This window comes from Polyangium jinanense (assembly GCF_028435365.1).
In genome coordinates this window covers 220,088-243,928 of the sequence record NZ_JAGTJJ010000001.1, presented here as the reverse complement: position 1 = coordinate 243,928, position 23,841 = coordinate 220,088, and the positions used below count along the sequence as shown (strand labels likewise).

The window sequence follows — 23,841 nt, the reverse complement described above, 5'->3', positions numbered from 1 at the left end:
TCAGGCGCGGCGGTGCAAGCTCGCGCGCAAGCGGCGCTCCACGCGGAACGTGAGGAGCTGCCGCGCCACGGGCGAGAGACGATACCGATCCCGCGGGCTCTGCATCGACGCGCTGATCACGTCGCGGTAAAGCCAGAAAATCGAGGTGGCGTCGTTCCGCGCCGGACCAAAGCTCGAGCACGCGGCCTCGTAGCCGGCGCGGCGCACGGCGCGGACCACGCGCGCGGAGAGCGAGCCGCCCGGATAAGCGAAAAGGGTGACGGGTTTGCCGAGCAGATCCTCGAGATCCTGCCGGCTGCCGCGGAGCTCCTCTTCCAACTGCGTATCGTCGAGACGCACGAGATCCGGATGCGTCCGCGTATGCGAGCCGATCGTCATGCCCGCATCCACGAGCGCCCCGAGCTCCGCGGGGCCCATCCGCTTCGGGCACGAAACGCCCTTCCGCAGGTGGTCCGTCGTGACGAAAAACGTCGCCGGGATCCCGAGCGCCCGCAGGATCGGCAGGGCGTGCTCGTACTGGTTTTGCCAGCCGTCGTCGAACGTCACGAATGCCGAGCGATCGTCCTCCGCGATGCCGTCGTCGATCTGGCGAACGAGGCCATCGAGCGAGCCGAACCGATATCCCCGCCGCTCGAGCTCCTCCAGGTGAAATCGGAACGCCTCGGGGCTGTGCCGGAAAAAGAGCCCATCCTCGTCGGAGAGGCCCGCGGCGTCGCCCTCGGGCAGGATATGATGATAAAGCAGAATCACCGCGGGAAAGCCTTGGCCATCCGAAAGCGGCCGTCAAGCCTTCTCAGGTCCCCGACGCGGCCTCGAGCGCCGGCGCTTCGGCCGCCTCCGCTTCCGCGAGCACCCGCGGCGCAAGACGGCTCTTCACGCGCGCGAGGCTCGCCTCCACCAGGTCCGTCACGACCTGGAGCAGCACCTCGGTCTGCGGCGAGACGTCGCCGAAATCGCTGCGCAGGCCGAATTTGAGCTCTGCGCGCGCCGCGTCGTCCCGGCCGATCGGATAACGCGCCGACACCACGTCGCGGCCGTAGGGATCCTCGTCCGTCGGGTTCGTCCAGCGAAACGCCGTGGGCTCGCCGTCGGTCACGGGGAGAATCTCGACGTATGCGAGATGTCCTTCGAGCGCGAAGGTCCCGATCGCCGAGAGCACGTCGGCCTCGGACCGCGCGGCCTCGAAACGCGCCGGGAGCCGCGGCAAGAGGCGACGCAAGATCTCGCTGTCACGCGAGCGCAGCCGTTCTTTTTGACGCCGCCGCCCGTGTACCTGCTCGAAATATCCCACGGTGCGCACGAGCCCGATGAACACCACGCTGCTCGCCACGAGCGCGAGCCCCACTTGCCAGCTCCGGCCGAGCGAGATGCCGATCGCCGCCACCGTGAGCAGCACGCTCACGCCGTAAATGATGAGCACCGCGCGACGGTGCGTGATGCCCATGTCGAGCAGGCGGTGATGGATGTGCCCGCGATCCGGGGAGAACAGCGGCCGGCGTTCGAGCCAGCGCCGCACCATCGCGAAGAGCGTGTCGAAGATCGGCACGCCGAGGGCGACCACGGGCACGAGCAGCGAGACCGTGGTCGACGCCTTCTGCGTCGCGCCGATGAGCGACGTCGCGGCGATGATGTAACCGAGGAAATAACTCCCCGAGTCGCCCATGAAGATGCGCGCGGGGTTGAAATTGTAAAAGAGAAACCCGATGATCGCGCCCATCATCGTAGCCATGAAGAGCGCGGGCAGCGTGCCGAACGATAGATAAGCGACGACGAAATTCGTCAGGGCCGCGAAAAACACCACGCCCGCGGCGAGGCCGTCGAGCCCGTCGATGAGGTTCACCGCATTCACGATGCCCACGACCCAGAGCACCGTGATGGGCAGGGCGAAGATGCCCATCGAGAGCTCGCCCACGAAGGGCAGGGAGATCGCCTCGATCCGGAATCCGCAGGCGAACGCGAGCACGGCCACCGCCACCTGCGCGTAAAGCTTGTGCAGCGCGCGGAGGCCCCGCGTGTCGTCGATCGCGCCCACGGCGCAGAGGACCGCGCCGCCCGCGAAGAGGCCAATGACCTTGCGTACGTCCTGCGTGAAGGCCTGCGCCACCACCGATTGCACGAAAAACAGGCCCACGAGCGGCGCGAAGAACCCCGCGCAAATCGCGAGGCCGCCGAGCCTCGGCGTCTCGTGGCGGTGTACGTGCCTGCCGCCGGGACGCGAGACCGCACCGAGCCGGAACGCGAGGAGGCGCACGAGCGGCGTGAAAATCCCACTGACGAGCGCCGAGAGCGCGAACGCCGCCAGGTAGGTCCTCATGAGCCGATGCCTCCCATCATCGCTGGATCTTGGTTGTGCGGTGGGTCTTCCACATTCAAGCGTGCTGCGCGACGGGGGTTCGGGGGCGTAGCTCCGCTCGCCGGAGCGTAGCCCCCGAGCGGTAACTACGGGCTTTCTTTCGACGCCTCCTTCAAGAGGGCGCGGAAGCGGGCCGAGGATACGGGACGATCGTACCGTTCGTCGAAGATCCTGCGGGCCCGCGCGCCTTTCTCGTCCCACGCCGCCCTCCGCGTGACCGCGTCCTCGAGCGCGCGGCACAGGCCTTCGACGTCGCCGGGGCGACCTGTCCAGCCGAGATCGTCCTCACGCACCACGCGGGCGACCTCGCAGCGCGGCGGTCCGAGGTAGATCACCGGCCTTCCCGCAGCGAGCGCGCCGTAAAGCTTGCTCGGGACGAGCAGGCCTTCGAGATCCTCGCGCAGTGACACGAGGTGGGCGTCCGCGGCGGTGAGGCTCTCACCGATCGCGTCGTGGGGCTGATACGGCAGGAAACGCACGTTTTCGAGGCCCTTCGCGAGCCCCTCGGCCTCGGCGCGCCGCGCGCCGTCGCCGATGAACAGCATGACGAGCTCGGGCAGCTTGTCTTTCAAGCGCCGCGCGGCCTCGACGAACGTCCAGACGTCGTGCCCGATGCCGAGGTTGCCGCTGTACATCGCCACAAATCGTCCGTCCAAACCGTGGGTTTTTCGGAAAGGATGGCCCTCGCGTTCGCGCGGCGACACGAGGCGGCCGTCGGACCAGTTCGGCAAAACGCGGATGCGCTCGCGGGGCGCGCCCTGCGCGACGAGTCGGTCGGCCATGCCTTCGGAGAGCGCGACGATACGGGCGGCGGCGCGGTGCGTGGCGTGGCCGAGGCCGAGCAGCGCGAGCGACGCGGGGCCGCGAGGCGCGAGGTAGCCGAGCTGGATTGCGGCCTCCGGGTAGACGTCTTGCACCCACGTCACGAGCGGCAGGCGGCGGGCGAGGGACACGAGCGCACCACCCGCGGCGATCATGGGCGGGGTCGTGAGGACGAGCAGCACGTCGGGTTTGGCTTCGCGAGCGGCGGCGAGCACGCTCGTGGCCCAGAACGACAGGTAATCGGCGAGGCGACCGGCCATCGTGGCCTTGCCGAAGCGCGTGGCGAAGGGGCGGACGACGTCGACGCCGCGGATGTGCTCGCGGGCGGGCAGCGCCTCGCCGCCGAGGTATCCGCCGCGGCTCGCAATGACCGTCACGTCGTCGCCCGCGGCGGCGAGGTCCTCGCAGAGCTCCGTAAGGAGCTGCGAGGTGGCGGCGTGGTCGGGGGCATAAAATTGGTTGACGGCGACGACGCGCATGCGAAGGAGATCCCGCGGGCCCGGGCCGAGCCGGCTTGACGCTGCCCGCTTTCGATCGCTACCTTCCGCCTCCGCGCGCCCTGAGCGCAACGGAGAAATGAATGTCTCGTCTGGTCTTGGGCATCAATTCGGCCCACGGGGATGCGTCGGCGGCGCTCATCGGTGAGGGGGGCATCCTCGCGGCGATCGCCGAGGAGCGGATCAACCGGAAAAAGCACTGCGCAGGTTTTCCGCGCCTCGCCGTGGCCGAGGTCCTGCGCCTCGCCGGGGCGACGCCGGGGGACGTCACGGACATCGCGGTGGCGCGTGATCCGCGGGCGAACGTCGCGTCGAAGGTCGCGTTCATCGCGTCGCGGCCGTTCACGGGCGTCCCGAGCGCGGTGAAGCGGCTCGCGGTGCATCGCGAGGTCGCGACGAGCGGCGGGCTCGTCGCCGAGGCGCTCGGCGTTCCGGAGGCCTCGATCCGGGCGAAATTCCACCGGGTCGAGCATCACCTCGCGCACGCGGCGAGCGCGTTTTACTGGTCGCCGTTCGATCGGGCCACGGCGATCACCTGCGACGGCGCCGGCGATTTCGCGACGAGCCTCGTCGGCCTTTGCCAGGGCAATCGCATCGAGATCCTGCGCAAGAACCTCTGGCCTCACTCGCTCGGCGTGTTTTACACGGCCATCTGCCAGTTCCTCGGCTTCGACAGGTTCGGCGAGGAATACAAGGTGATGGGTCTGTCGGCGTACGGCGTGAATCGATTCGCCCGGGAGATGCGCCGCGTCGTTCGCTGGGATCCCGAGCAGGGCATCCGGCTCGATTTGACGTGGTTTCGGCACCACAAGACGAGCGAGGGAATGGAGACCGTGGACGGCGCGGAGATCCAGGTCCCGCGGCTCTGGTCGGACGCGATGGCCTCGCTCTTCGGCCCGGCGCGGCGGCGCGGGGATCCGATCACGGATCGGGAGCGGGACGTCGCGGCGTCGCTGCAGACGCGGTTCGAGGAGGTGTATCTCGCGCTGGTGGCGGACGCGGTCGAGCGTACGGGCGTGCGCAGCGTGGCGATGGCGGGCGGCTCGGTGCTGAATTCGGTCGGCAATGGTCGAATGATCACCGAGGGCTGGGTCGACCGGGCTTATTTCCAGCCCGCGGCCTCGGACGACGGCACGGCCGTGGGCGCGGCGCTCTGGGTGAAGCATGGCGTGCACGGCGAGGCGCGGACGCCCGAGGTGCGGCATGCGTACTGGGGGACGAGCTTCCGCGACGACGAAATCGAGGCGGCGCTCGTGAATTCGGGCCTCCCGTTCCGCAAGCTCGGCCGGGACGAATTGCTCGGGGCGGCGGCGCAGGCGCTCTCCGAGGGCAAGATCGTCGGCTGGTTCCAGGGCCGCGAGGAATGGGGCCCGCGGGCGCTCGGCAACCGCAGCATCCTCTGCCACCCCGGCTGGCCGGGGATGAAGGCCACGCTGAACGCGCGCATCAAGAACCGCGAGCCTTTCCGCCCCTTCGCGCCCGTCGTGCGGCTCGAGAAGCTCAGCACCTGCTTCCGCGGGGATCACGAGGTGCCGTTCATGATCATCGTCTACAAGGTCCGCCCGGAATGGAAGGACAAACTCTCGGCGATCACGCACGAGGACGGCACGGGCCGGGTGCAGACGGTGCGGCGGGCCGACAATGAATTGTATTACGACCTGCTCGGGGTCTTCGAGGAGAAGACGGGGATCCCGGTGCTGCTCAACACGTCGTTCAACGAAAACGAGCCGATCGTGCACACGCCCGACGAGGCGATCGATTGTTATCGGCGCACGAAGATGGATGCGCTGGGGATCGGGTTGTTCTGGCTGGAAAAACCGGGCGGGGAGGGCTGACGGCGTATCGGCGGGGTGTTAGGGTGAAGGTGGAGGTGCGGGGGGCCATGATGGAGCCGGCGAGGAGGCACGACGTTACGTTCGCCGAGTATCTGGCCTTCGAGCTGGCGAGCGAGACGAAGCACGAATACGTGGACGGGCAGATCCTGGATAGGTTCGGAGATAGCCCGGAACATGCGCTCGTATCGGCGAATGTGGTGGCTGAGCTGGGCAACGAACTCCGTGATCGGGATTGTCGCGTTTTCGGCCCTGATGTCCGTATCCGCGTCCAAGCGACAGGTGCGTCGATGTACCCCGACGTAACCGTCGTTCGCGGCAAGCTCCAGCTCGATGCCGAGGACAAGGACGCCATCGTAAACTCCGTCGTGCTCGTCGAAGTTCTTTCGCAGCGCACCGAAGGTTACGATCGCGGCGACAAGTTCGCGCATTACCGGCGGATCCCCTCGCTCCGCGAATACGTGCTCGTCTCCTCCAAGACGAGGCGCGTCGAGGTGTTCCGGCGCCACGATCTCGGCGGCTGGGCACTGTACGAGGCGCAAGGCAGCGAGACGATCGAGCTCATTTCGATCGGCTGCACGCTCGCGCTCGACGAGGTGTATCGCGGAGCTTTCGAGGAGCCCGAGCTCGCCTCCTGATCGGACGGCCGTGTCCTCCCTCCTCCGCGCCGCCTTCGTCCGTGTCCCCGGCCAGCGGGATCGTATCTACGTCCACCGGAGCAACGGCACCGAGGTCTCCTGGGTCTTTCCGACCTACGGCGACGAGCTGCCGCACGACCTCGTGCACATGGTCGTCGAGGCGGCGTTTGGCCTGAAAAAAGGATTTTGGGGGCGCGTCGACGCGGGCTTGGATCCGGCGCGCATCAACGACGAGGCCAATCGCAAGGGCGGGGGAAGCAAGTACGCGGGCTTCGGGGACGATCTCGAGGAGCTCCTGCTCGCCGAGGGGCTCGCGGGCGCTCCGTGGTCGGATGCGGAGGTCTCCGACGCCGCGATCCTGGAGGTCATCGCGTCGAATTGCGCTCGCGCCGGTATCGAGGCCGCCGCCGTGCTCACGACCGATCGGGTGCGCGAGGTGCGGCGCGTGCTCCCGCGCCTCCGGGAGCAGTGGCGCGCGTTCGCTGGAAAAGGGACGATCACGATCGTCTTCGACCCGCAGGATCCGGCGCGGGGGTTTGCAGAGCTCCTCCGTGCGTGACGCGGCGCGAGATTGCGCCGCCCGTCCGCTTCGTGGTACCTTGCGCTATCGCATTAACGCCGAGGAATGGCATCATGGCGAGATTGCTTGGTATTTGCTTGATGGTCGCCGCGCTGCTCACGACGGCGTCGCTCGTCTGCGCGGAGGAGACATCGCCCCCGGCGCCGGCCGCGCCGTTCACGTACGATCCCACGCTCCTCGCGGCGTTGCCGCGGATGTGCAGGCCTGGCGCGCAGGCTCGTTGCGCCTGCCAGGACGGGCGGCCGGGCACGCAGACCTGTGATTCGCGGGGCATCTTCTCGCTGTGCGCGTGCGCTTCGGTGACGATCGACGTTCCGCAGTTGCCCGTGGTCTCCGCGACCCCCGTGGAGGTCGACGTGGAGCGGCTGCGGCGGCCCAAGAAAAAGAAGACGCGCTCGTCCGGCGTGGGGCTCCTGATCGGCGGCGCCATTACCCTCGGGATGGGTACGGCGAGCCTCGCCTGGGGCATCGATCGCGTGCGGGACAAAGGAAAGGACCCGCTCGGCATCGTGCTCATCTCGACGGGCGGAACGGCCATGCTCGTGGGTTTGCCGCTCACGATCGTCGGCATCGTCTTCGTGGCGACGCGCCCGTCGAGCCCGGACAAACCGACGAGCGCAGCGCGGAAGGACGAGAGCAAGGTCCGGTTCCTGCCGACGGCGGACGGTTTCGCGCTTTCGTTCTGAGAGCGACGCTCCTACCAGAACAAATGCAGCACGAGGACGTTCTGGCCTGACGGGGTCTTCGTGCGCTCGATGCGTGGCACCGCGTCGCCCTCGCCCGTGTAGACTTCCACGAGCGCGCCGTGCTCGGCATGCCCGCTCTCCAGATGGAGATCGAGTCGCTCGAGTCTCTTCTCCGGAACGTCGCTCAGCGCCCAGTCCCCGAGTTTCGATACCAAATGCACGCCGATGATGGAGCGAATCGCCGGCGTATCATTCGGAGCACCGATCACGATGTGAGGTCTCCCGGCGTCCGGGAGCAAGCGCTCCACCGAGACAGGCCCATCCACGATGTGACTCAGCGCCGTGGCGATGAGCTGCACGAGCATCTCCTCGCGAGCCGCGTCCTTCGCCACCTTGCCGCTGACCTTGCGGTGGATGAACTCCGCCACGCGCCCGAGCGCTTTCTCCAAGAATTGCGGATCCGACCTTGGAATACGCGTCGGTCCTCCCGCTTCGAGCTCATCCGCAGCCGTCTTGCTCAGCGCCGTGCTCATGCGCCGCTCGTCCACCACGTTCGCGAGCAATGCCGGATCGTCCACCTTCGCCGCCGCGGCCCGCGCCACCTTTTTCGCCACCTCTTTTGGCATCCGGCTGCTCGGCGCCTCGATGCCCAGCACCTTCGCGACCTGCCTTTGCACGGCCTCCGGCGCGGCTTCCACGGCCTCCTCCGTCGCCTGGGCCAGATGCCTCCGCAATACGCTCGGCGTCCGTTTCTTCTCGGGCACGGCGAACGTGTGGGTGTATCCGTCCTTCGCGTCGTCCGGAAACACCTTGGTATCGAGCACCCACGGATCCGCGCCCGAGGCGTACATGTACGGGGTGATTCGCACCTTGCCCGATCGCGGACGGAGCTCGCCGAGCAGGCAACCATTCGGCCACGGGCTTCCCTGATAGGCCGACGGCGCCGCGAGCTCGACGAACCCGCCGCGCTGCGAGGCAATGCCGCGGCTCTTCGGCTGGTGCATGTGACCGCGCAGCACGAGGTCGAAGAGGCGCTCGAAGCGATGCTCGATGATGTCGCGCTCGAGCTCGTGCAGTTCCTCGAACGGGTGGTGCAGGAGCGCGATCGCGGCCTGCGCGCCCTCGTCCGCGATGCGATCGCCGGCCCGATCCACGTTGGGCTCGCCGAGCCAGAGCTTTCCGTGATCGTCGTCGCCCTGCGCGAAAAACGCCGAATTGAACGATGCCACCGCGATCCGCGCGCCGCGCACCGTCACGACCTCCACCGCATTCGCGCCGACGCCGAGGCCGAGCGTGCGGTCCTCTCCGAGCAGCGACGCGAGCGCCACACGATACGCTTCGAGCTTTTGCGTGTGGAATCGCCGGGCGTGCTCGTCCTCGAAGAAGACGATGGCCTCCTCGTCCTTGTCGAGCGTGCGCCGGAGCCATCGGCCCACGTCGCGATCGACGTCGTGGTTGCCGGGGACGACGAAGAAATGGGATGGCGGGACGCCCGTCACGTCGAGGATGCGCTGGAAGAGGTCGACCACGAGCTCGAACTCTTCGGGTTTGCCGCTGTGGGCGAGGTCGCCCGTGATGAAAATGAGGTCGAGCGGGAACCTCTGGTGATCCTGCTCCAGGAAATCGACGAGGCCGCGGAGAACACGATCCTGATCGTACCGTTTCACCCGCTGGGGCCTCAAATGGAGGTCCGAGAGGTGGAGGAATCGAATGGGCGGCTCCTCCGAGGGCACGCCGGGCGCGCGGTCCGGCAGGGCGCCGAGCTTCCGGGCAATCGCGACAAGCTCCGCGGGCGCGGGCAGCTCGTACGTCCGCGCGGCCCACGTGAAGAAATCGGGCGCTTTTTGCCGAAGAATACGCTCCGTATCGCGGGAGACGACGAGCAGCACGGGCCCCGCAAGCCGGCGCAAGAATTCGCGCTCGGCATTCAGCAACCCCGCGAACGCGCCGCCGCTGAACGGACCCCACGGCGCCGCGGAGAGCACGTAGGCGTCCGCCGCGCGCTCGTGCGTGAGCTCCACCCAGCGCGCGGGGCCCATGTCGACGTCACACGCGCCGAGGTCCTCCACGCGCATCTGCGCCCTTTGCAAAATGCCCACGAGCAGCTTACGCGCCTCGTCGAGCGTCGCGTCGGATTCGGCCACCACGACGAGCAGGGACGGCGATCCCTGCGCCAGCGAGATACGCGCGGAGAGCTCCTCGATGCGCGCTTCCGGCGTCATCCGGCCCAGGTCTCCATTTGCCGGAGGAGCTGCTCGACCGGATCGGGCAGCGAATACCAGGCGATGCCATTGCGATATTCGATCACCCAGAGCCCGTAGAGCAGCTGCTTCGTCACGTCGCCCTGGCCTTCGAGGCGGAACTCGCGCCGCACCTTTTCGAGCACCGGCAAGAAGCGCGGATCGTAGGCGCGGCGGAACGATTCGCGCTGGTCGGCGATCGCGGCGGACACGTCCTGCTCCTCGATGAACGTGCCGCGGCGGACGTGCGCCTTGACCACGCTCGATTGGAGGAGCCGCGCGAGCTCGCGGATGTTGCCGCCCGAGCCCACGATCGCGCGCTCCACGGCCTCGGGCATCACGATCCGCGCATCGATCGGCTCGACGCGCGCCTCCACGATGCGGCGCATGATGCTCACGCCCTGCTCGGAGCGCCTGCGCGTGTTCGTGTGGGGGTTGAGATCGTAGAGACGAACCGCGGGGAGGACCGCGCTGCCCGCGTTGTTGTACCTCTCCGAGAGGACGTTGAACGTGGGCTCGTAGATCAGCGAAATCGGGATCGTCAGGATCGCCGCGCCCGGCGCCTCGACCATCGGCTTCTTTTCGTCGCCGAGGAATGCGTCGCGCGCCTGCACGGGCGGGAGTTTGTCGAGGCCGTCGAGCAGCACGACGGGCCTGTGCTCTTCGAGGTCGTCGAGCAAGCCCGCGAGCATGTCGATCGGCTCGAAGCCCGACTCCTTGATTTGTCGGCGCAGCTCGTCGCGCAGGAGCTTGCTCTCGCGCACCGTCGAGAGCAGCCGGCGGAGCGCGGCGCCGAGGGCGTCGAGATCGGGCGCGACGGGCGAGGCGAGCAGGCGTTCGAGGGCGCTGCGCAGCATCTCGGCCGTCTTCTCGGAGAGGCTGATTCCCGCTTTTTTCACCTCGGCCACGAGCTCGGCCTTGGCGGCGAGGTACATCTCGAGCGAGCCGAGGTCCTGCACGGCCGTCTGCGCTTCGAGGTCGACGAACGCGACGAGCCGCCCCTCGCGCCGCAGCCGGTGGGCGATGCTGAGCAAGAGCGTGGTCTTGCCGCAACCGGGCTGGCCTGCGAGCAGGAGCTTGGCGTTGTCGTTCAGGTCGAGCGCGGCTTCGAGCTCGGCGCGATAGTGCTCGTGCGCTTCCGGGACGTACGACGAGCCGGGTCCGTCGTCGGCGTCGAGGTACGGCCGGTAAATCGGGTCGAAGACCCGGGTCAGCGCACGGAATTTCGCTCGAGGATCGGGGCTCATGCCAGAAGCTCCGATGAAACTAGCGGCCCCGTGGCCGGGGGGCAAGCGGGCGGCACGGTCAGCTCCGCGGCTTCCGCGCGACGAGGAGTTGGATGTCCCCGATCTGCGTGACCACGCTCTGCCTGCGGCGCTCCCACGCGCCCGGGTCGAAATGACGAAGCGCGCGCCCGAGGACGACGCCGACCAGCACATTTCGAAGGCGCCGCGCCACGTACCTGGGCGCCGAGCGCTCGAACGAGGGCGTCGAATACACGACGTCGAGGCCCGCGGCCCAGACGAGGCGCGAGAGCGATCCGTACGAGAAGACGTGAATGTGCTCGGGCGGGCAGAACCAGTGCGAGCGCGCCGCGACGTCGCGCTCCGAGGCGTCGCCGCAGAGGGGCGTATCGCAAAAGAAAAAACCACCCGGCTTGAGGACGCGGCGCACCTCGCGCATCGCCGCGTGCGGGTCGCGGACGTGCTCGATCACGGCCCAGGACGTGACGGCGTCGAAGCTCGCGTCCTCGAACGGCAGCCCGCCCTCGGCGTCGAGGTTGCCCGGAAAAACCCGGACGCCGGGCGGATATTCCTTTCGCACCGAATAATCGCACCCGACGGCGTCGAAGCCAGCTTCGAGGGTCTGCGAGAGGAACCCGCCTTCCCCGCAGCCGACGTCGAGCAGGCGGCCGGAGGGCTGGTGACGACGCACGAGCGCGAGCTTCGCGGCGTGGCGCTTCGGCATCTCGCGGGCGAACCGCTCGGCGCCCATGCCGGCTGTGTAGCTTTCGGAAAAACCTGCGTAATGTTGGGCCAGCTCTTCCACGGTGGGCAGAACGTTCGATTGCACCGTGCCGCAGGTGGCGCAGCGGAAACAAGCGATCTCCTCGAAGGATTCTTCCGGCGCTCCACGCGCCCCGCAGATCCGGCACGCGGAACGCGTGGTTTCGCCCGTCATGCTCATCGCGCCGCCGAACGTAGCGGGAGCGCGGCGCGGGGGCAAGCGCGCGGGTTCATCGCACGCGCAGCCGATCGAGCCGCGGACCCAGCGCGGCGAGCGCGTCCATGGCGAGTTTTCCGAGCCGCGGCGGGCGCGCGCGGGCCGGACCTTCGGCGATCGCGCGCGCCACGGGCGAGAGCCGCGCAGGATCCTCGTCCCGCGGAGGACCACGCCGCGCCTCGCCCCGCGTATACCGCTGGAGCACCGCACGAAGGGATTCGGCATCCTCCGCGACCTCGATCCGCCCTTCATGCCCCAGGGCCGCGACGATTTCGAGCTGGTGATCGTTGACGATCTCGCCAAACCCGGCGCGGCGCGCGGCGACGATCGGGCGATGGCCGCGGCGAAGGGCCTCGGAGAGCGTGCCGACGCCGGCGTGGCAGACGACCACGTCGGCGTGTTCCATTTCGCGCTCGAATTCGGCGCGGGAGAGGTGCTCGCGTGGCGTGAGCTCGCGCGGACGAACCAGGCTCGGGCCGTGCTGGCAGAGGCCTTCCACGGGCACGTCGAGCGCGGACGTGGCCTCGTCGACCCAGCGGAGGAGCCGGTCGAAGGGGACGAGCGCATTGCCGACGGTGACGAAGATCCTCATCCGAAATGAATGCTCGCCTTCTCGGCCCGCGGGAAGAACCGCGCGAGCGTGTCCCATTGATAGAAGAAACGATGCGCGAGCGGCGCCATCAGCCGACCCGTGAGCGTGGGCCGGACGATCGCCGCGGCCGTCTCGACGAACACGACCCGTGCCCGCGTGCCCATCCGCGCCACGAGCGCGACCGGGACCGCCGGCCCCGCGCCGGCCGAGAGCACGATGTCGGGATCCTCGTGGCGCAGGATCCGCGCGGCTTCGAGCAGGTTCAAAAGCACGCGGATGTCGCGCTCGGCGTGCGCGATGCGGTAGACCCGGGCAAACGGGAAATCCGGCAATGCGGCGTCGTCGTTGAGGACGAGGACCACCTCATGGCCGGCGAGGATCGGGGCGAGCTGCATGATCTCGGTCAGGTGACCGCCCACCGAGGAGACGACGAGGATTTTCATGGTCGCCTCTCGCCGGCGACGATCTCCTCGTAATGCCCGAGCATCTGCTTTGTAATGGCGTCCCAGCCGAACCCCGCGGCCACGGCGCGCCCCGCTTCTCCCATGCGCCGAGCGCGCGCGGGGTCTTCGAGGACCGAAAGCAGCGCCTCGGCGATCCGCTCGGGCGTATTCTCGACCCAGGCGCCCGCGCCGCGCTCTTCCAGGATTTTCCAGGGACAAGCCTTGCTCACGACGACGGGTGTCCCCGCAGCGAGCGCCTCGGCGACCACAATGCCAAAATTCTCGCCGTGCGAGGGCAGCACGAGGACCGTGGCCGAAGCGAGAAGCTCCAGTTTGTCGTTCCCATACACAGGCCCGAGAAACCGCACGCGGGGGCGAGGTGTGACGCGGGCGAGGAGCGCCTCGACACGCGCCTGTTCCCCATCTTCGTCGGGGCCGGCGACGAGCGTTTCCACCTCGGGCATCACGGACGCGACGCGAGCGAGCGCAGGCACGAGCACGTCGAACCCCTTGACGGGATGAATGCGGCCCAGAAAAACGATCCGCTGCTTCTCGCGGGGCACGTCGGGAAGCACGTCGGGCAAATCGACGCCGTTTGGCACGACGAACGTGCGCGCCCCGGGGACGTGCCGGAGGATCTCGCGCGCTTCCTCGTCACTCGTCGCATGCACGCCCGCGGCGGAGAGCACGTTCTTCCGCTCGACGAGCTCGATGTACGGCGCCTTTTTCCAGCGCTTCGAGCCAATGGCCCAGGGCATGAGCGTGCCTTGGGGCGAGAGCACGGCGGGCACACCCGCGCGCCGCGCGAGGGCCATGGCCGCGGCCGAAGAAAACGAGAACAGGGCCGTGACGTGGACCAGATCCCACCGCGGGATTTCCCGGGCGAGATGAAGCGCGAGGGGCGCGGAGAACGCGAAACGCGTGCGAGGCCGCCGCGGAAAATAACGAACGGGCACGCCCTCGGCGAGCGTCTTTTCCGCGTGGGGCACGGGCAGATCCCCCGCGCCGTCGGCGTCTGTCGTGACGACCTCGACATTCACGCCGAGGCGAAGAAGCCGCTGACAAAGCCGGAGCACGCCTTCGATCGGTCCGCCATACCGCGTCGCGGGCCAGAAGCTCGGAATGACGTGGAGAACGCGGAGGGCCATGAAACGTCAGGCGAAATCCGCGAGGATGGTTTCGAGTCTGTGCCGATACGTGTGCTCGGCGAGGGCGCGCCGCGCGCCGGCCTCGCGGATCGCGAGCATGTCGGCCGGGAAGCGGCGCGCGTGTTCGAGGTGGCCGCGGAGCTCCTCGTACGTTTCGAACGTGAGCACCTCTTTACCGGGCTCGAAGCACTGGAGCAGCGTCGGCCGGAACTCCACGAGTTGGAGCCCGCCCGCACCCGCGATCTCGAACGCGCGGCAATTCAGCGAATTGCCCTCCGCCAGCGCGAACGTATTCAGGCAGGCCATTCCCGCCCCGAACACGCGGCTCTTCTCCTCGCGGACGACGTATTTTCCGGAAAAACTCGCCCGGATCTCCTTCGCCGACCAGGGCGGAGGCTCGGTGCCGTAGAGTTCGAGCCGCGCGCCGTCGCGGAGCAGCCGCAGGAGGACGGCTTGTCGGAACGCATAATAGTTTCCGGCGACGACCACGGCATCACTCGTTTGCTTCGCGAGCGGCCGATGCCAGCGCGGATTCATCGCCTCATGCAGGAGCGCGCACGCCTTGCCCGCGAGCCGGAGTTTTTTCACGGCGTCCGGATCCTTGACGTACACCTTGTCCCAGAAGGGATTCACGAGCCCGAACCTGCGACTGTTCGCGGGCGCGTCGCCCCACCAGAGAATGCGCCGCCCCGGCACGAAGCGGCCGAGCGCGTCGAGGATCTCCGGGTGCACGTCCCACGTGAGCGCGAGCAAGACGTCCGGGCGTCGATCCTTCACGAGCCGGAGGAGCTTGCGATCCTGCGGCAAAGGCGCATCCCCGAAGACCCGCTCCTCCACCATGCGCAGCGCGCGCCGAGGGACCGACCAGTACGCGGCGTGATCGACCTCCTCCGCTCCGAGGACCTCGTGGCCCATCTCGACGAGCGTCTCGGCGACGTTGTCGGCAAAGCCGTCCGCGAATCGGGGGCCGAGGACGAGGATACGCATGGCGCCGCCTAGCCCTCCTTCCGCAGCCGGAAGAGCATGTCCGACGAATAAATCCCGCCGCGCGTCGCCCCGTTTTCCACGAGAAACCACGCCTCGATCGCGCCGCGCAGCGCGCGCCAGGCGACGTACCGGATCGCGCTCTTCACGCCGTACGGCACCGGGCCGCACTCGCGGAACTCCACGCGGTCGCCCCAGCCCGTCATCGCCGCGAGCTGCGTGATGCTGTTCGGCGTGAACGCGATCCGATGCGTGATGTCCCAGTATCGCGCCGCCGCGCCGAACGGAGAGACGGCGTTCGGCACCATGCCCACGAGCGCGCCGCCAGGGCGAAGCACGCGGTGCGCTTCGCGGAAGAAGTCGATGAGCCGATCCTTGGGCAGGTGCTCGACGATGTTGAAGGCCGTCACGAAGCCGTAGGCGTCCTCGCGCTGCGCCGCGAGGTGGTCGATCACGTCGCCGACGACGAGCTCGCCGCGCACGAACTTCCGGGCTTCGTCGAGCTCCTCGACGCAGAGGTCGACGCCGTGTGTACGAGTGAAACCGCGCTGCTCGAGCGCGTAGATGAGCTCGCCGCAGCCGCACGCGAGGTCGATGCACGGCGTCGTGCGATCTTCGGGGAGCCAAGAGCCGAGGCGGCGGAGGAGGCCCGCGGAGCTCGTTTTGTAGTGTTCGGCGGTCGGGCGATGGCCACGCGAGGCCGTCGTCTCGTAGTAGCGCCTGGTGATGTCTTCGAGCGACGCCATGTGCGGGAGCGCATGGTGAAGAAGCCGGAGCGCCGAGGCAAGGGCGCGGCAGCGGTTCAGCCCGCGGCCGACATCTCGCGGTACTGCGCGACCGTGAAACGCGCCCAGGCGCCCCGCGCGTCGCGCAGGTGCACGGCCACGGGTTCGAGGGCGTCGAGCGCGCGAGGATGCAGCTTGCACTGCACCCCGCGCGAGCCGCGGCGATCGACGGCGAAATCGGGCTGCGTCTCTCCTTCGGCCGGCTCGGCCGGGGCCGTGGTCTTCGGCTGCGCCGGCGTGTCACGCCCGCCTTGCAAGGCACGCGTCGTCCGCAGCTCCAGCACCGCCGCGGGCCCGCCCGAGCCCGCGCGCCCGGCGTCGAGCGCGGTCGACGTCGCGAACGCCGAGCCCGTCCGCCCGTTCACGCTGGCCCCGATCCCCGACCGCAAAAGGACGTTGAGCCCGGCATAACTCGTCGCATGATACAGCGCCGAGCCGGACGCCAGCGTGAGCGCGCCGGTTTTCCCGGGCGCCGAAAGGCGTTGCGCGGCGCCGGATCCGTTTGTCCGAGCCACCGTGGCCGGATGCGGGGACCGCTCCTTGCGCGCGCCGCCGGGCGCGGACGTTTTTCGTTGCACCGTGGCCGGATGCGGAGGCCGCTCCTTGCGCGCGCCGGCCTTCGCGGTCGACTTCTTTTGCACCGTGGCCGGGTGCGGCGGCCTGCTCGGACGTTTTTCGGGCTGCGCCGCCGTCGTTTTCCGCTGCACCGTCGCCGGATGCGGCGCCCGCTGCTTTTTCCCCTCGCCCTCGCCGTTCGCCATCGCCGCCTCCTCCGCGTCGTTCCCTCGGGAAAAACCTTATCGCAGTTTTTCGTACACGTCGCGCGGCCCGCGTACGGATCCGCTCACGGGCGTCTTCACGTCGGCCGCGCGGAGCACGTCGAGCGCGAAGGCCGAGCATTGCTTCGATTGCAGGTTGAACCGGTGTCGCCCCGATTGATACTCGGCCACCTTCGCCATCGCCGCCTGCGCCTGCGCCGCGTCGATCGGATATTCCTTGAGCCGCACCCCGGGCTTCTCGAAGGCCGACTTGTCGTCGTGCACCACGCCGGGCACGCCCGACATGAGCTTGCCGAGGTCCCGGTGTGGATCATAAGAGCCGTAATTCTGGGGCGAAAAACCGAAGGCGTGCCGTTCCCCGGTCGGCTCCTCGAGCGCGACGAAGCTGTGGCCGGCGAGCGGCTCCGGGAGGCTCTCGTTTTCGTGCATGTACGTCCCGAAGATGAGCCGATATCCCGCGCCCTTCGCCTGCGCCGCCCGCATTTGCAACGGACCGACGTTCTGCGCCGGAGGCCCGAAAGCGGGGAAGGGGCGCGCATTCGCCGCCATCTTCGGTTGCCCCGTGGCCACCGCTCTCCCCATGCGATCCGCCTCTGCTTCCAGCTCGAAATCCTGCACCACGGCGATTCCGTCGCCCAGCGGATTCGCCACCCGCCCCTCGCGCTGCTGCACCACGTGCGTCAGCTCGTGCCCGAGGAGCTCCTGCCCTCGCGACGTGTGTGGCTCGTAAAACCCGGGCGCGAAATGGATGTCGCTGCCCAGCGTGAACGCGATCGCCCCGATCGACGCCGCCTCGCCGCCCACGTGGACCCGCACGTCGGAGAAATCGGCCTCGAAGAACGTTTCCATTTTTCGAAGCACCGAGGGCGGGAGAGGCTGCCCGTCACGCGCCGGTTTGCCTTCGAGGAAACCCGCGGGCGGCTGGAACGCGTGCACGCCCGAGGGCTGCGCCGGGTTGATGGCGGCCGTTTCGTCCGTGGCGCGCCTTTGCAGCGGGGCGCCACGCGTCGCGGCGTGAGGCGGACGTTCCGTGGGCCCCGGGGTTGCGCTTTTTCGTTGCGCCACCGTGGCTGGATGCGGGGGCAGGGACGTCGTGCTTCGCTGGATGGCCTTGGCCGCGTGCGGCGGTCTCGTCGCGTGCGGCCGGAAAAAGGCCTGCGCCAGCATCGCTGCCGGGATACGATTGGCGGGATAACACGCCTGGATGACGCGTTGTTTCGGGCTCATGGCGATCGCGTCCGGGCTGCACGGGGGCCGGGCCCATGCCCGGGGCCCTCCGGGGCCAGATAAGATTGAGCGTACCACCGCACGCGACGAACCAGCAACGGAGCGGCATTTTCCGTGCGGCCCCCCCAGGTCACCGTGCTCGCGGCCAGCAAAAGGAGGACCAGCGCCGGCACCCCGACGAGCGCCGGCCGGAGGCGCCGTAAAAGCGCCCGCCGCGCTTCCACGCGCCGCGCCATTTCCGCCCGCCGCGCCGCCTCGCGCTGCGCGCGCGCCTCCACGAGCGCCTCTTCCCCGAGCGTCCGGTCGACGAGATAGACGAGCCCCGCCGCCGCGCTCCGATGCCCGAGCGGATCCTCGACGTTCGCGGCTGTCGAAAACCAGAGATCGTGCCCGGGCCATCGCGTCCGCATGAAGTCCGCGATGTCCGTCGCGAAGGCGGATACGTCGGCGTCCACCGCCGCGGCCTCCGCGCGCCGCGCCTCGATCTGCGCGGGGTTCGTGAATGCCCCCCGATCGGCCGGCAACATGCGACCATACCGCGCGAAGAGCCGATCCCGCGCCGCCGCGTCCTCGTCGTCGGTGCTCCCGAGCGCGACGAGATCGGCGAAATTGAGCTGCACGGCAATGGGCACGTCGCGGGCGTCCTTGCCCATGCGCCCTGCGAATTGCTCCACGAACGCCATCACGGCGTCGATCCGCGCGCGCACCTCCTCCATCTGCGCGGCCGCGGGCTCGGCCGTGGCTTCGCCAGCGGGGAAAAGGTCGCCATACGCCGGCACGAGCGAGGGATGTACGTGCCCTGGGACCAAGCCTTTTCGTCGCGGCGGCACTGGCGGAGCCACGCAAAGGACGATGCCTCCGATGCGACCGATCCGCGGCTCCAGCGTATCCCGCAGCGCCCCGGCGTCGTCCCGCGCCGCGTCCACGATCGCCCCCGGCACGTCGATCACCCGCACCGCGCGCTCGCCGATTTCGACCCGATGCTCCGTCACCGCCGCCGTCGGCGCCGGGTTTGCCCCCGTCTCTACCCGCGGAGGCCCGATTCCCTCGGCCGTCACCGGCGCCATGCGGGCGTACTGGCTCCAGCGCATCCGCGTCCGGGTTTTTCCGGACCGACGCCAACCGAGCAGCAGGATCACAGGCTCGCGTTCCCGATCCGGCGCGGGGCTCCCGCTCATGCGCGACCCTCGGCGGTTCGTGGGCCGAGGGCGCGGAGGACAAACCCCGTCACGCGCGCACGCTCGCCCTTGCCGATCCACTCCACCGCGGGCAAACCTTCGATTTCGTCGGGTCGAATCCGATTCGTCAGGAAATGCAAACGCTGGTTCGACGAGCCCCGCAAGGGCAGCCGTGCCGCGAGCTCGGCCTCGTACCGGCCGTCGATCAGCAGATCGACCTCGGCGAGCAGCGCCCGGGCGTGGGGCCGCACGTCTCCTTCGATCTCCTCCCGGGTAAAACCCGAAAACGCCACGATGTCCGCGCCCTCGGCCCGAAGCGCGCGGCAAAGCGTCGCGAAGCCGAGCGCTTGCTCGAAAGGCTCACCGCCGCTCAACGTCACCCCGCGCAAGCCTCGAAACGAGCGCACCCAGGACGCGGCTGCATGCACCGTGCAGATACGCCGTGGCGCCGGGCCCCAAGTTTGCGGGTTGTGACAGCCCCGGCACTGGAGCGAGCAGCCCTGCGCCCAGAGGACCGCGCGCGCGCCGGGACCGTTCGCGCGCGACGGCGCGACCGCGTCCGCGAGGTTGAGCAGGAGGTCCGTCACGACGACCCCTGCCTCCCCGTCGTCGCCCCGTTTTGCAGGACAACCACCGCGCCGCCCGCGCCGTCGCCCCCCGCGGGCCACAAGGCGCGCCCGTCCTCGCCGTAAAGCTCGGCCTCGACGCCCTGCGCCCGCAGCGCCCCGAGCACGTCCGCATAACCGCCATGCACGCAGGCCGGGCCGTCCCACTCTGCGGGCCCCCGCATTTCGATCGCGTCGATCTCCGGGAGCGCGGCCCACGACACGAGGTGCTCTGCGATCCGCGCGAAGACGCCGTGATCATCGGAGAGCTCGGCGACGAACGCGCCTTCGCGCGCCTCGAATCGGACCTCCGAGGCCCGGAGCCCCGCCGCGACGCCACCCTCGCAGAGCGATACGACCCGCGCCCGCGCCCGTGCCGCGAGGAGCGCGTCGAGTTCGCCGAGCAGGCTCGCGACATTTGCAAGGCCATCTTGCATCCTTCGTCCCGCCAAACCTCGGAGATCGGCCGCGAGCCCGGGGCGAAAGGCTTCGAGCTGGCGCTGCCACGCGGGCGCTTCCAGCACGGCGAGCGCGCGCGAGAGCGCCTCCTGCCGGGCTGCAATAACTTCTTCCAGCGTGCGCGGCGAGACCCGCGCGACGAGCGCGTCCACGGCCCCGATCCGCGCCGCGTCCGGCTGACGCGTGAATTCGACGAGCCCGCCGCGGGCCTGCTCCGCCTCGCGATCGAGCGCAACACCGAGCGCGACGCACGCCGACAAAAGCCCGATCGACCGCTCGACGCGACGGAGGCACGCCTCCACGGGAGCCGTCCTTGGCACATGGACCGGCGGCAAAGGCTTCGAGGCTTCTACCTTCGAGGCCTCCTCGCGCGCCTGCTTCGCGCGCTCGGCCGCGGCCCGCCGCAAAGCCTCCTCGTCCCTTTGGCTCGACCGAATGCGCAGCGATTTCACCCCGCTCATGGCCTAACCCCCTTGCCAATCGATCTGGGCCTCGATGCGCTTCAGGGCTCCGTCCTCGCCGCTGTCGTCGACGGGCGGGGAAGGGGGCGCCTCGGCGGGGCGGGGCAGGGGGCGCGGCCGCTTCGGGGGCGCGGGCGGGCGCAGGCACGTGTACTCGAAGATCGGCGCCTGCCCGAAGCGGAGATCGTGCCGATGCGTGACGAGCCAGCTCTCGAGCTTGCGCAAAAGGCCTGCGCGATCTTCCGGGTCGAGCCGCGGCCCGGCGGTCTCGATCTCCCATTGCGTGAAGAGGGATTCGGCGAGCGCCGAGAAGCTCTGCCGCCGGTCCAGCGTGAGCTCGCAGAGCGCGGTCCGTCCCTCGTCGCGCGTGGTTCGAATACGAATGGTGACCAGCATCGGGCCTTCCGGGCGAGTTTCTCCCTCCGGTGGGACGAGGGTACCAGGCGTCGCGAGGGCAGGGCCAAGTAGCTGGCGACGGCGCACCACGCGTGGTTGTGCATCGCCGCGGATCCGCGTACGATCGGCGCGATATGTCGCGCATGTCCAAGGCTCGGACCCTGGCCCTCGCGCTCCCCGTCGTCCTCGGCATGGGGTGCTCGCTCCTCCCGCAGCAAGTGCAGACGCAAACGCAGACGAGTGGCTTTGGAGAGCCCGAGCCGACCCTGATCCCGCCGGAGAATCGCGCCGCCGCGCGGGCCGCCGAGGTCGAAAAGGAAGAGGACGCGGAGGCTGCGCGCGTGGAGGAGATCCACAAAGAGCTCGCGTCGCTGCGCATGAAGATCACGGAGGGCAAAAACCTGGTGGACGACGCCACGTCCTTCGCCGAGCACGTGATTGAGCTGAGGCGCACGAAGGTCGCGAGGAACGGCGAAATAGAGGTGGCCAAGCTGGAGCTCGAGGCCGCCGGGTACCTCGAAAAGGCGATCGAGAAAACTCCCTCGCTCGAATCGTTCGACCTGCTCACTGAAGTCGCGCCGCACGCCGATGCCGACGCCATCGTTCTCCGGGCATGTCATCGCGTGAGGCCCAAGGTCCCCGCGGACGATGTCCCTTCCTTTACCCGTGCGTGCCTCCATTGGGCGCACGACGACCCAAAGAAATTGAAATGGGCGAGCGCGACGAGCGACGTCGCCAAGTTCCGCAAGCTCGAGGCCGAGCGTGTCGCCGCCGAGGCCGCGGCCCAGGAAACCGATCGAAAAGCGCAGGCGAAGACCGCGCGTTACGTGGCCGCCGCGGTCTTCGCCGCGGGCCGATGCAAGTTCAGCAATTGCCTGAAGGACGGCTGGACGAGCTCGACGCCCGAGGGCGACATCGACGTGCGTTGCTCCTTCGGCGACTGCATGAAAGACGGCTGGGAGGCCCGCTACCCGGATGGCACGACGGCGCGGACGCGGTGCTCGTTCTCCGATTGCCTGAAGAACGGCTGGGAAACGGACTTGCCCGGCGGTGAAACGGCCCGCACACGGTGCTCGTTTTCCGATTGTACCAAGGATGGCTGGACCACGGACCTGCCGGGCGGCCGGAGCGTGGCATGCCGCTGCAATTTCCAGAAGTGCTTCGAGAACGGGGCTACCTGCAATTGACGAGCAGAAAACTTGCTGCCCCGCGCGCGCCCTGCTCGTCTGCCCGGGCGCCTCATGGAGATCCCCGCCCTCGTCCAGAGCCTCGACCTCTCCCGCGAGGACGATGTCCCCTCGAGCGGCTGGCTCGTCGAGAGCTGCGAGACCCCGGATTCCTTCTGGTCCGCCCTCTTCGAGTTCGTCCGCGAGAAAGGCCCGCCGCTCCGGAGCCGCCCGGGAAAACCGCAGGATCTCTATCACGACGCGGTCCTGCGCCACGTCGCCGCGGGCCGGCCAGCGTTTGTCTGGTATGAACGTTCCACGGCGCGCTCGCTCTCGTTCTCCGCGCTCGACGCGCGCGCCTCCGCGTGCGCGGCGGCATGGGCGCAACGTGGCGCCAAGGCAGGAGCGCCGATCGCCATTGTCCTTCCCCTTGGACCTGCGTTCGTCGTGGCCCTCGCCGCGGCCCTGCGCCTCGGCCTTTGCGTCTCCATCCTCGAACCCGCGGGCGCCCACGCGCTCGCCCCGCGCCTCGAAGCGCTCGGGCCCGCGCACGTCGTCGTCGATCCCGACGATCCGCCGCCGCTCGGCGATTTCGCCGCGCTCGCGTTGCCCCTCGTCGAGAATGGCCCGGCCCTGCGCGCGCCCCCATATGCGTACGCGCCCGACGAACCCTGCGCCCGGCTCTTCTCCCCGCTGCGCACGCCCCTGCTCGTCCCCGTCGATCTACCCGCCGCGCGTGCCTTCGAAGACGCCTTGCGCGACGCCGTGTTCGCTTATCGCATCGGCCCCGGCGACGCTCTCGCAGCGCCGGATTTTCCGATGCAACAGCACATGCCGGCCCTGCTCCTCTCGACCTGGCTCGCGGGCGCGGCATTCGTTCACATTCGAAAGGCCGACATCGAAGAAGACCCGACCCTCCTCGAAAAATCGCCGATCACCGTGCTCGGCGTGGCTCCGGCGGTCGCGGCCCACCTTCGCCGCAAACCCGCGCGTCTCGCGCGCCTCCGCCACGTCTTCCGGAGCGTCGACGAGCCGCTCGACTGGATCGCCCACAACGAGTTCGTCAAGAAAAACGACCTGGCGCGTGTTCCCGTGAGCAACGTCCTCGTCGACGCGGCCAGCGGCGGCTGCCTGCTGTTCTCCACCCGCCGGCCTGGCAGCAGCAACGCCCGCGTTTTGCCCGCGCCCGGTCGCCCGTACCTCCTGCTCGATTCCGGCGGCAGCGGTGAACCTGCCGTGGGCGCGACCGGTGTCTTCGTCCCCCTGCCCGGCAAAGAAGGGTTTTTTCTTGTCGCGAGCCTGGGCGCCGAGTTCCTTTATGGCTCCACCCTCGTCCCGCGCCGCGCCGCGCGCGTGTATCCCGCGAGCGAGGTCACGGCCCGCGTCTCCACGCTGCCCGGCATCGTGGGCGCCGCCGTCGTGCCCGTGCCGACCGGCGAACCCGGCGCCCGCTGGGCCTTCCTCCTCCTCGTCTTCATCGGCGCGAACGACGTCTCCGCAAAGGACGTCTCCGCCCTCGTTTCCCGCACGATCCGCGAGGATCTCGGCGAGGACTTCCTCCCGGAGCGCGTGGAGGTCTTCCCCCTCTTCCCCCGGCGCGTCGGCAAGGAATTGGACCTCGACTGGTGCCATCGGCAATACTCCTCGGGCATCCTCCTGCGGAAGGCGGGCAGCCCCGTCTTTCGTGATCTGACCGCCCTCCGGGCGCAGATGCTCGGGATCTGAAAGGTCTGTCCCGACATACGCC

The 23,841-nt window shown here is 69.0% G+C and carries 23 protein-coding genes; 6 read left to right on the top strand and 17 right to left on the bottom strand.

Annotation, left to right across the window (positions count from 1 at the left end; all coding sequences use genetic code 11):
• The 3 genes from KEG57_RS00925 to KEG57_RS00915 all read right to left on the bottom strand — a co-directional run bounded on the left by KEG57_RS00925 (position 1) and on the right by KEG57_RS00915 (position 3,654).
• Complete coding sequence (locus KEG57_RS00925; RefSeq protein ID WP_272418556.1) at positions 1-750, bottom strand: polysaccharide deacetylase family protein; 750 nt, start codon at positions 748-750, stop codon at positions 1-3.
• A 43-nt stretch (positions 751-793) separates the two neighbouring features.
• The gene (locus KEG57_RS00920; RefSeq protein WP_272418557.1) at positions 794-2,314 is read right to left on the bottom strand and encodes a glycosyltransferase family 4 protein; all 1,521 of its coding nucleotides are present in this window, start codon (positions 2,312-2,314) and stop codon (positions 794-796) included.
• 125 nt (positions 2,315-2,439) lie between these two features.
• Complete coding sequence (locus KEG57_RS00915; protein ID WP_272458001.1) at positions 2,440-3,654, bottom strand: glycosyltransferase family 4 protein; 1,215 nt, start codon at positions 3,652-3,654, stop codon at positions 2,440-2,442.
• A gap of 101 nt (positions 3,655-3,755) precedes the next feature.
• Here KEG57_RS00915 and KEG57_RS00910 point away from each other — a divergent pair, with 101 nt between their 5' ends.
• From KEG57_RS00910 to KEG57_RS00895, 4 genes are all read left to right on the top strand, one after another.
• The gene (locus KEG57_RS00910) at positions 3,756-5,507 is read left to right on the top strand and encodes a carbamoyltransferase family protein (RefSeq protein ID WP_272418559.1); all 1,752 of its coding nucleotides are present in this window, start codon (positions 3,756-3,758) and stop codon (positions 5,505-5,507) included.
• Positions 5,508-5,554: 47 nt separating this feature from the next.
• A complete protein-coding gene (locus KEG57_RS00905) occupies positions 5,555-6,142 on the top strand; it encodes a Uma2 family endonuclease (protein WP_272418560.1) in 588 nt (195 codons plus the stop codon).
• A 10-nt stretch (positions 6,143-6,152) separates the two neighbouring features.
• Positions 6,153-6,701, top strand: coding sequence for a hypothetical protein (locus tag KEG57_RS00900; protein ID WP_272418561.1), 549 nt, complete (start codon positions 6,153-6,155; stop codon positions 6,699-6,701).
• A 74-nt stretch (positions 6,702-6,775) separates the two neighbouring features.
• Complete coding sequence (locus KEG57_RS00895; protein WP_272418562.1) at positions 6,776-7,408, top strand: hypothetical protein; 633 nt, start codon at positions 6,776-6,778, stop codon at positions 7,406-7,408.
• A gap of 11 nt (positions 7,409-7,419) precedes the next feature.
• Here KEG57_RS00895 and KEG57_RS00890 read toward each other — a convergent pair whose 3' ends face one another.
• Genes KEG57_RS00890 through KEG57_RS00825 form a run of 14 tightly spaced genes read right to left on the bottom strand, consistent with a single transcriptional unit; the run spans position 7,420 to position 20,928 of the window.
• Positions 7,420-9,630, bottom strand: coding sequence for a metallophosphoesterase family protein (locus tag KEG57_RS00890; RefSeq protein WP_272418563.1), 2,211 nt, complete (start codon positions 9,628-9,630; stop codon positions 7,420-7,422).
• Positions 9,627-10,895 (bottom strand): AAA family ATPase, encoded by a 1,269-nt coding sequence (locus tag KEG57_RS00885; RefSeq protein WP_272418564.1) that lies wholly within the window; start codon positions 10,893-10,895, stop codon positions 9,627-9,629. Before KEG57_RS00885 ends, KEG57_RS00890 begins: the two co-directional genes overlap by 4 nt.
• Before the next feature lie 58 nt (positions 10,896-10,953).
• Positions 10,954-11,835 carry a class I SAM-dependent methyltransferase gene (locus tag KEG57_RS00880; RefSeq protein ID WP_272418565.1) on the bottom strand — a complete coding sequence of 294 codons (882 nt, stop codon included), beginning with the start codon at positions 11,833-11,835 and terminating at the stop codon, positions 10,954-10,956.
• A 49-nt stretch (positions 11,836-11,884) separates the two neighbouring features.
• On the bottom strand, positions 11,885-12,463 hold the full coding sequence (locus KEG57_RS00875; RefSeq protein WP_272418566.1) for a glycosyltransferase: 579 nt from the start codon (positions 12,461-12,463) through the stop codon (positions 11,885-11,887).
• The gene (locus tag KEG57_RS00870) at positions 12,460-12,906 is read right to left on the bottom strand and encodes a glycosyltransferase family protein (RefSeq protein ID WP_272418567.1); all 447 of its coding nucleotides are present in this window, start codon (positions 12,904-12,906) and stop codon (positions 12,460-12,462) included. The genes KEG57_RS00875 and KEG57_RS00870 overlap by 4 nt, the downstream gene beginning before the upstream one ends.
• A complete protein-coding gene (locus KEG57_RS00865) occupies positions 12,903-14,054 on the bottom strand; it encodes a glycosyltransferase (protein ID WP_272418568.1) in 1,152 nt (383 codons plus the stop codon). Before KEG57_RS00865 ends, KEG57_RS00870 begins: the two co-directional genes overlap by 4 nt.
• Positions 14,055-14,060: 6 nt before the next feature.
• A complete protein-coding gene (locus KEG57_RS00860; RefSeq protein WP_272418569.1) occupies positions 14,061-15,041 on the bottom strand; it encodes a CgeB family protein in 981 nt (326 codons plus the stop codon).
• Positions 15,042-15,049: 8 nt separating this feature from the next.
• On the bottom strand, positions 15,050-15,784 hold the full coding sequence (locus KEG57_RS00855) for a class I SAM-dependent methyltransferase (protein ID WP_272418570.1): 735 nt from the start codon (positions 15,782-15,784) through the stop codon (positions 15,050-15,052).
• A gap of 56 nt (positions 15,785-15,840) precedes the next feature.
• Positions 15,841-16,584 (bottom strand): hypothetical protein, encoded by a 744-nt coding sequence (locus KEG57_RS00850; protein WP_272418571.1) that lies wholly within the window; start codon positions 16,582-16,584, stop codon positions 15,841-15,843.
• 36 nt (positions 16,585-16,620) lie between these two features.
• On the bottom strand, positions 16,621-17,829 hold the full coding sequence (locus KEG57_RS00845) for an eCIS core domain-containing protein (RefSeq protein WP_272418572.1): 1,209 nt from the start codon (positions 17,827-17,829) through the stop codon (positions 16,621-16,623).
• Complete coding sequence (locus KEG57_RS00840; RefSeq protein WP_272418574.1) at positions 17,826-19,007, bottom strand: hypothetical protein; 1,182 nt, start codon at positions 19,005-19,007, stop codon at positions 17,826-17,828. Before KEG57_RS00840 ends, KEG57_RS00845 begins: the two co-directional genes overlap by 4 nt.
• Positions 19,004-19,594, bottom strand: coding sequence for a 4Fe-4S single cluster domain-containing protein (locus KEG57_RS00835; RefSeq protein WP_272418575.1), 591 nt, complete (start codon positions 19,592-19,594; stop codon positions 19,004-19,006). Before KEG57_RS00835 ends, KEG57_RS00840 begins: the two co-directional genes overlap by 4 nt.
• Complete coding sequence (locus KEG57_RS00830) at positions 19,591-20,532, bottom strand: hypothetical protein (protein WP_272418576.1); 942 nt, start codon at positions 20,530-20,532, stop codon at positions 19,591-19,593. The genes KEG57_RS00835 and KEG57_RS00830 overlap by 4 nt, the downstream gene beginning before the upstream one ends.
• A gap of 3 nt (positions 20,533-20,535) precedes the next feature.
• Entirely contained in the window at positions 20,536-20,928 is a 393-nt protein-coding gene (locus KEG57_RS00825) for a hypothetical protein (RefSeq protein WP_272418577.1), read from the bottom strand.
• 143 nt (positions 20,929-21,071) lie between these two features.
• Here KEG57_RS00825 and KEG57_RS00820 point away from each other — a divergent pair, with 143 nt between their 5' ends.
• Positions 21,072-22,115 (top strand): hypothetical protein, encoded by a 1,044-nt coding sequence (locus KEG57_RS00820; protein ID WP_272457999.1) that lies wholly within the window; start codon positions 21,072-21,074, stop codon positions 22,113-22,115.
• A 54-nt stretch (positions 22,116-22,169) separates the two neighbouring features.
• Positions 22,170-23,819: an AMP-binding protein gene (locus KEG57_RS00815; RefSeq protein WP_272457998.1), complete on the top strand. Its 1,650-nt coding sequence runs from the start codon at positions 22,170-22,172 to the stop codon at positions 23,817-23,819.
• The last annotated feature ends 22 nt before the right edge of the window (positions 23,820-23,841 follow it).

Excerpts from the sequence above, each read along its gene's own strand:
- KEG57_RS00920 (WP_272418557.1), bottom strand. The coding sequence starts at position 2,314 with ATGAGGACCTACCTGGCGGCGTTCGCGCTCTCGGCGCTCGTCAGTGGG.
- KEG57_RS00915 (WP_272458001.1), bottom strand. The coding sequence starts at position 3,654 with ATGCGCGTCGTCGCCGTCAACCAATTTTATGCCCCCGACCACGCCGCC.
- KEG57_RS00910 (WP_272418559.1), top strand. The coding sequence starts at position 3,756 with ATGTCTCGTCTGGTCTTGGGCATCAATTCGGCCCACGGGGATGCGTCG.
- KEG57_RS00905 (WP_272418560.1), top strand. The coding sequence starts at position 5,555 with ATGATGGAGCCGGCGAGGAGGCACGACGTTACGTTCGCCGAGTATCTG.
- KEG57_RS00895 (WP_272418562.1), top strand. The coding sequence starts at position 6,776 with ATGGCGAGATTGCTTGGTATTTGCTTGATGGTCGCCGCGCTGCTCACG.
- KEG57_RS00890 (WP_272418563.1), bottom strand. The coding sequence starts at position 9,630 with ATGACGCCGGAAGCGCGCATCGAGGAGCTCTCCGCGCGTATCTCGCTG.
- KEG57_RS00885 (WP_272418564.1), bottom strand. The coding sequence starts at position 10,895 with ATGAGCCCCGATCCTCGAGCGAAATTCCGTGCGCTGACCCGGGTCTTC.
- KEG57_RS00880 (WP_272418565.1), bottom strand. The coding sequence starts at position 11,835 with ATGAGCATGACGGGCGAAACCACGCGTTCCGCGTGCCGGATCTGCGGG.
- KEG57_RS00875 (WP_272418566.1), bottom strand. The coding sequence starts at position 12,463 with ATGAGGATCTTCGTCACCGTCGGCAATGCGCTCGTCCCCTTCGACCGG.
- KEG57_RS00870 (WP_272418567.1), bottom strand. The coding sequence starts at position 12,906 with ATGAAAATCCTCGTCGTCTCCTCGGTGGGCGGTCACCTGACCGAGATC.
- KEG57_RS00865 (WP_272418568.1), bottom strand. The coding sequence starts at position 14,054 with ATGGCCCTCCGCGTTCTCCACGTCATTCCGAGCTTCTGGCCCGCGACG.
- KEG57_RS00860 (WP_272418569.1), bottom strand. The coding sequence starts at position 15,041 with ATGCGTATCCTCGTCCTCGGCCCCCGATTCGCGGACGGCTTTGCCGAC.
- KEG57_RS00855 (WP_272418570.1), bottom strand. The coding sequence starts at position 15,784 with ATGGCGTCGCTCGAAGACATCACCAGGCGCTACTACGAGACGACGGCC.
- KEG57_RS00850 (WP_272418571.1), bottom strand. The coding sequence starts at position 16,584 with ATGGCGAACGGCGAGGGCGAGGGGAAAAAGCAGCGGGCGCCGCATCCG.
- KEG57_RS00845 (WP_272418572.1), bottom strand. The coding sequence starts at position 17,829 with ATGAGCCCGAAACAACGCGTCATCCAGGCGTGTTATCCCGCCAATCGT.
- KEG57_RS00840 (WP_272418574.1), bottom strand. The coding sequence starts at position 19,007 with ATGAGCGGGAGCCCCGCGCCGGATCGGGAACGCGAGCCTGTGATCCTG.
- KEG57_RS00830 (WP_272418576.1), bottom strand. The coding sequence starts at position 20,532 with ATGAGCGGGGTGAAATCGCTGCGCATTCGGTCGAGCCAAAGGGACGAG.
- KEG57_RS00825 (WP_272418577.1), bottom strand. The coding sequence starts at position 20,928 with ATGCTGGTCACCATTCGTATTCGAACCACGCGCGACGAGGGACGGACC.
- KEG57_RS00820 (WP_272457999.1), top strand. The coding sequence starts at position 21,072 with ATGTCCAAGGCTCGGACCCTGGCCCTCGCGCTCCCCGTCGTCCTCGGC.
- KEG57_RS00815 (WP_272457998.1), top strand. The coding sequence starts at position 22,170 with ATGGAGATCCCCGCCCTCGTCCAGAGCCTCGACCTCTCCCGCGAGGAC.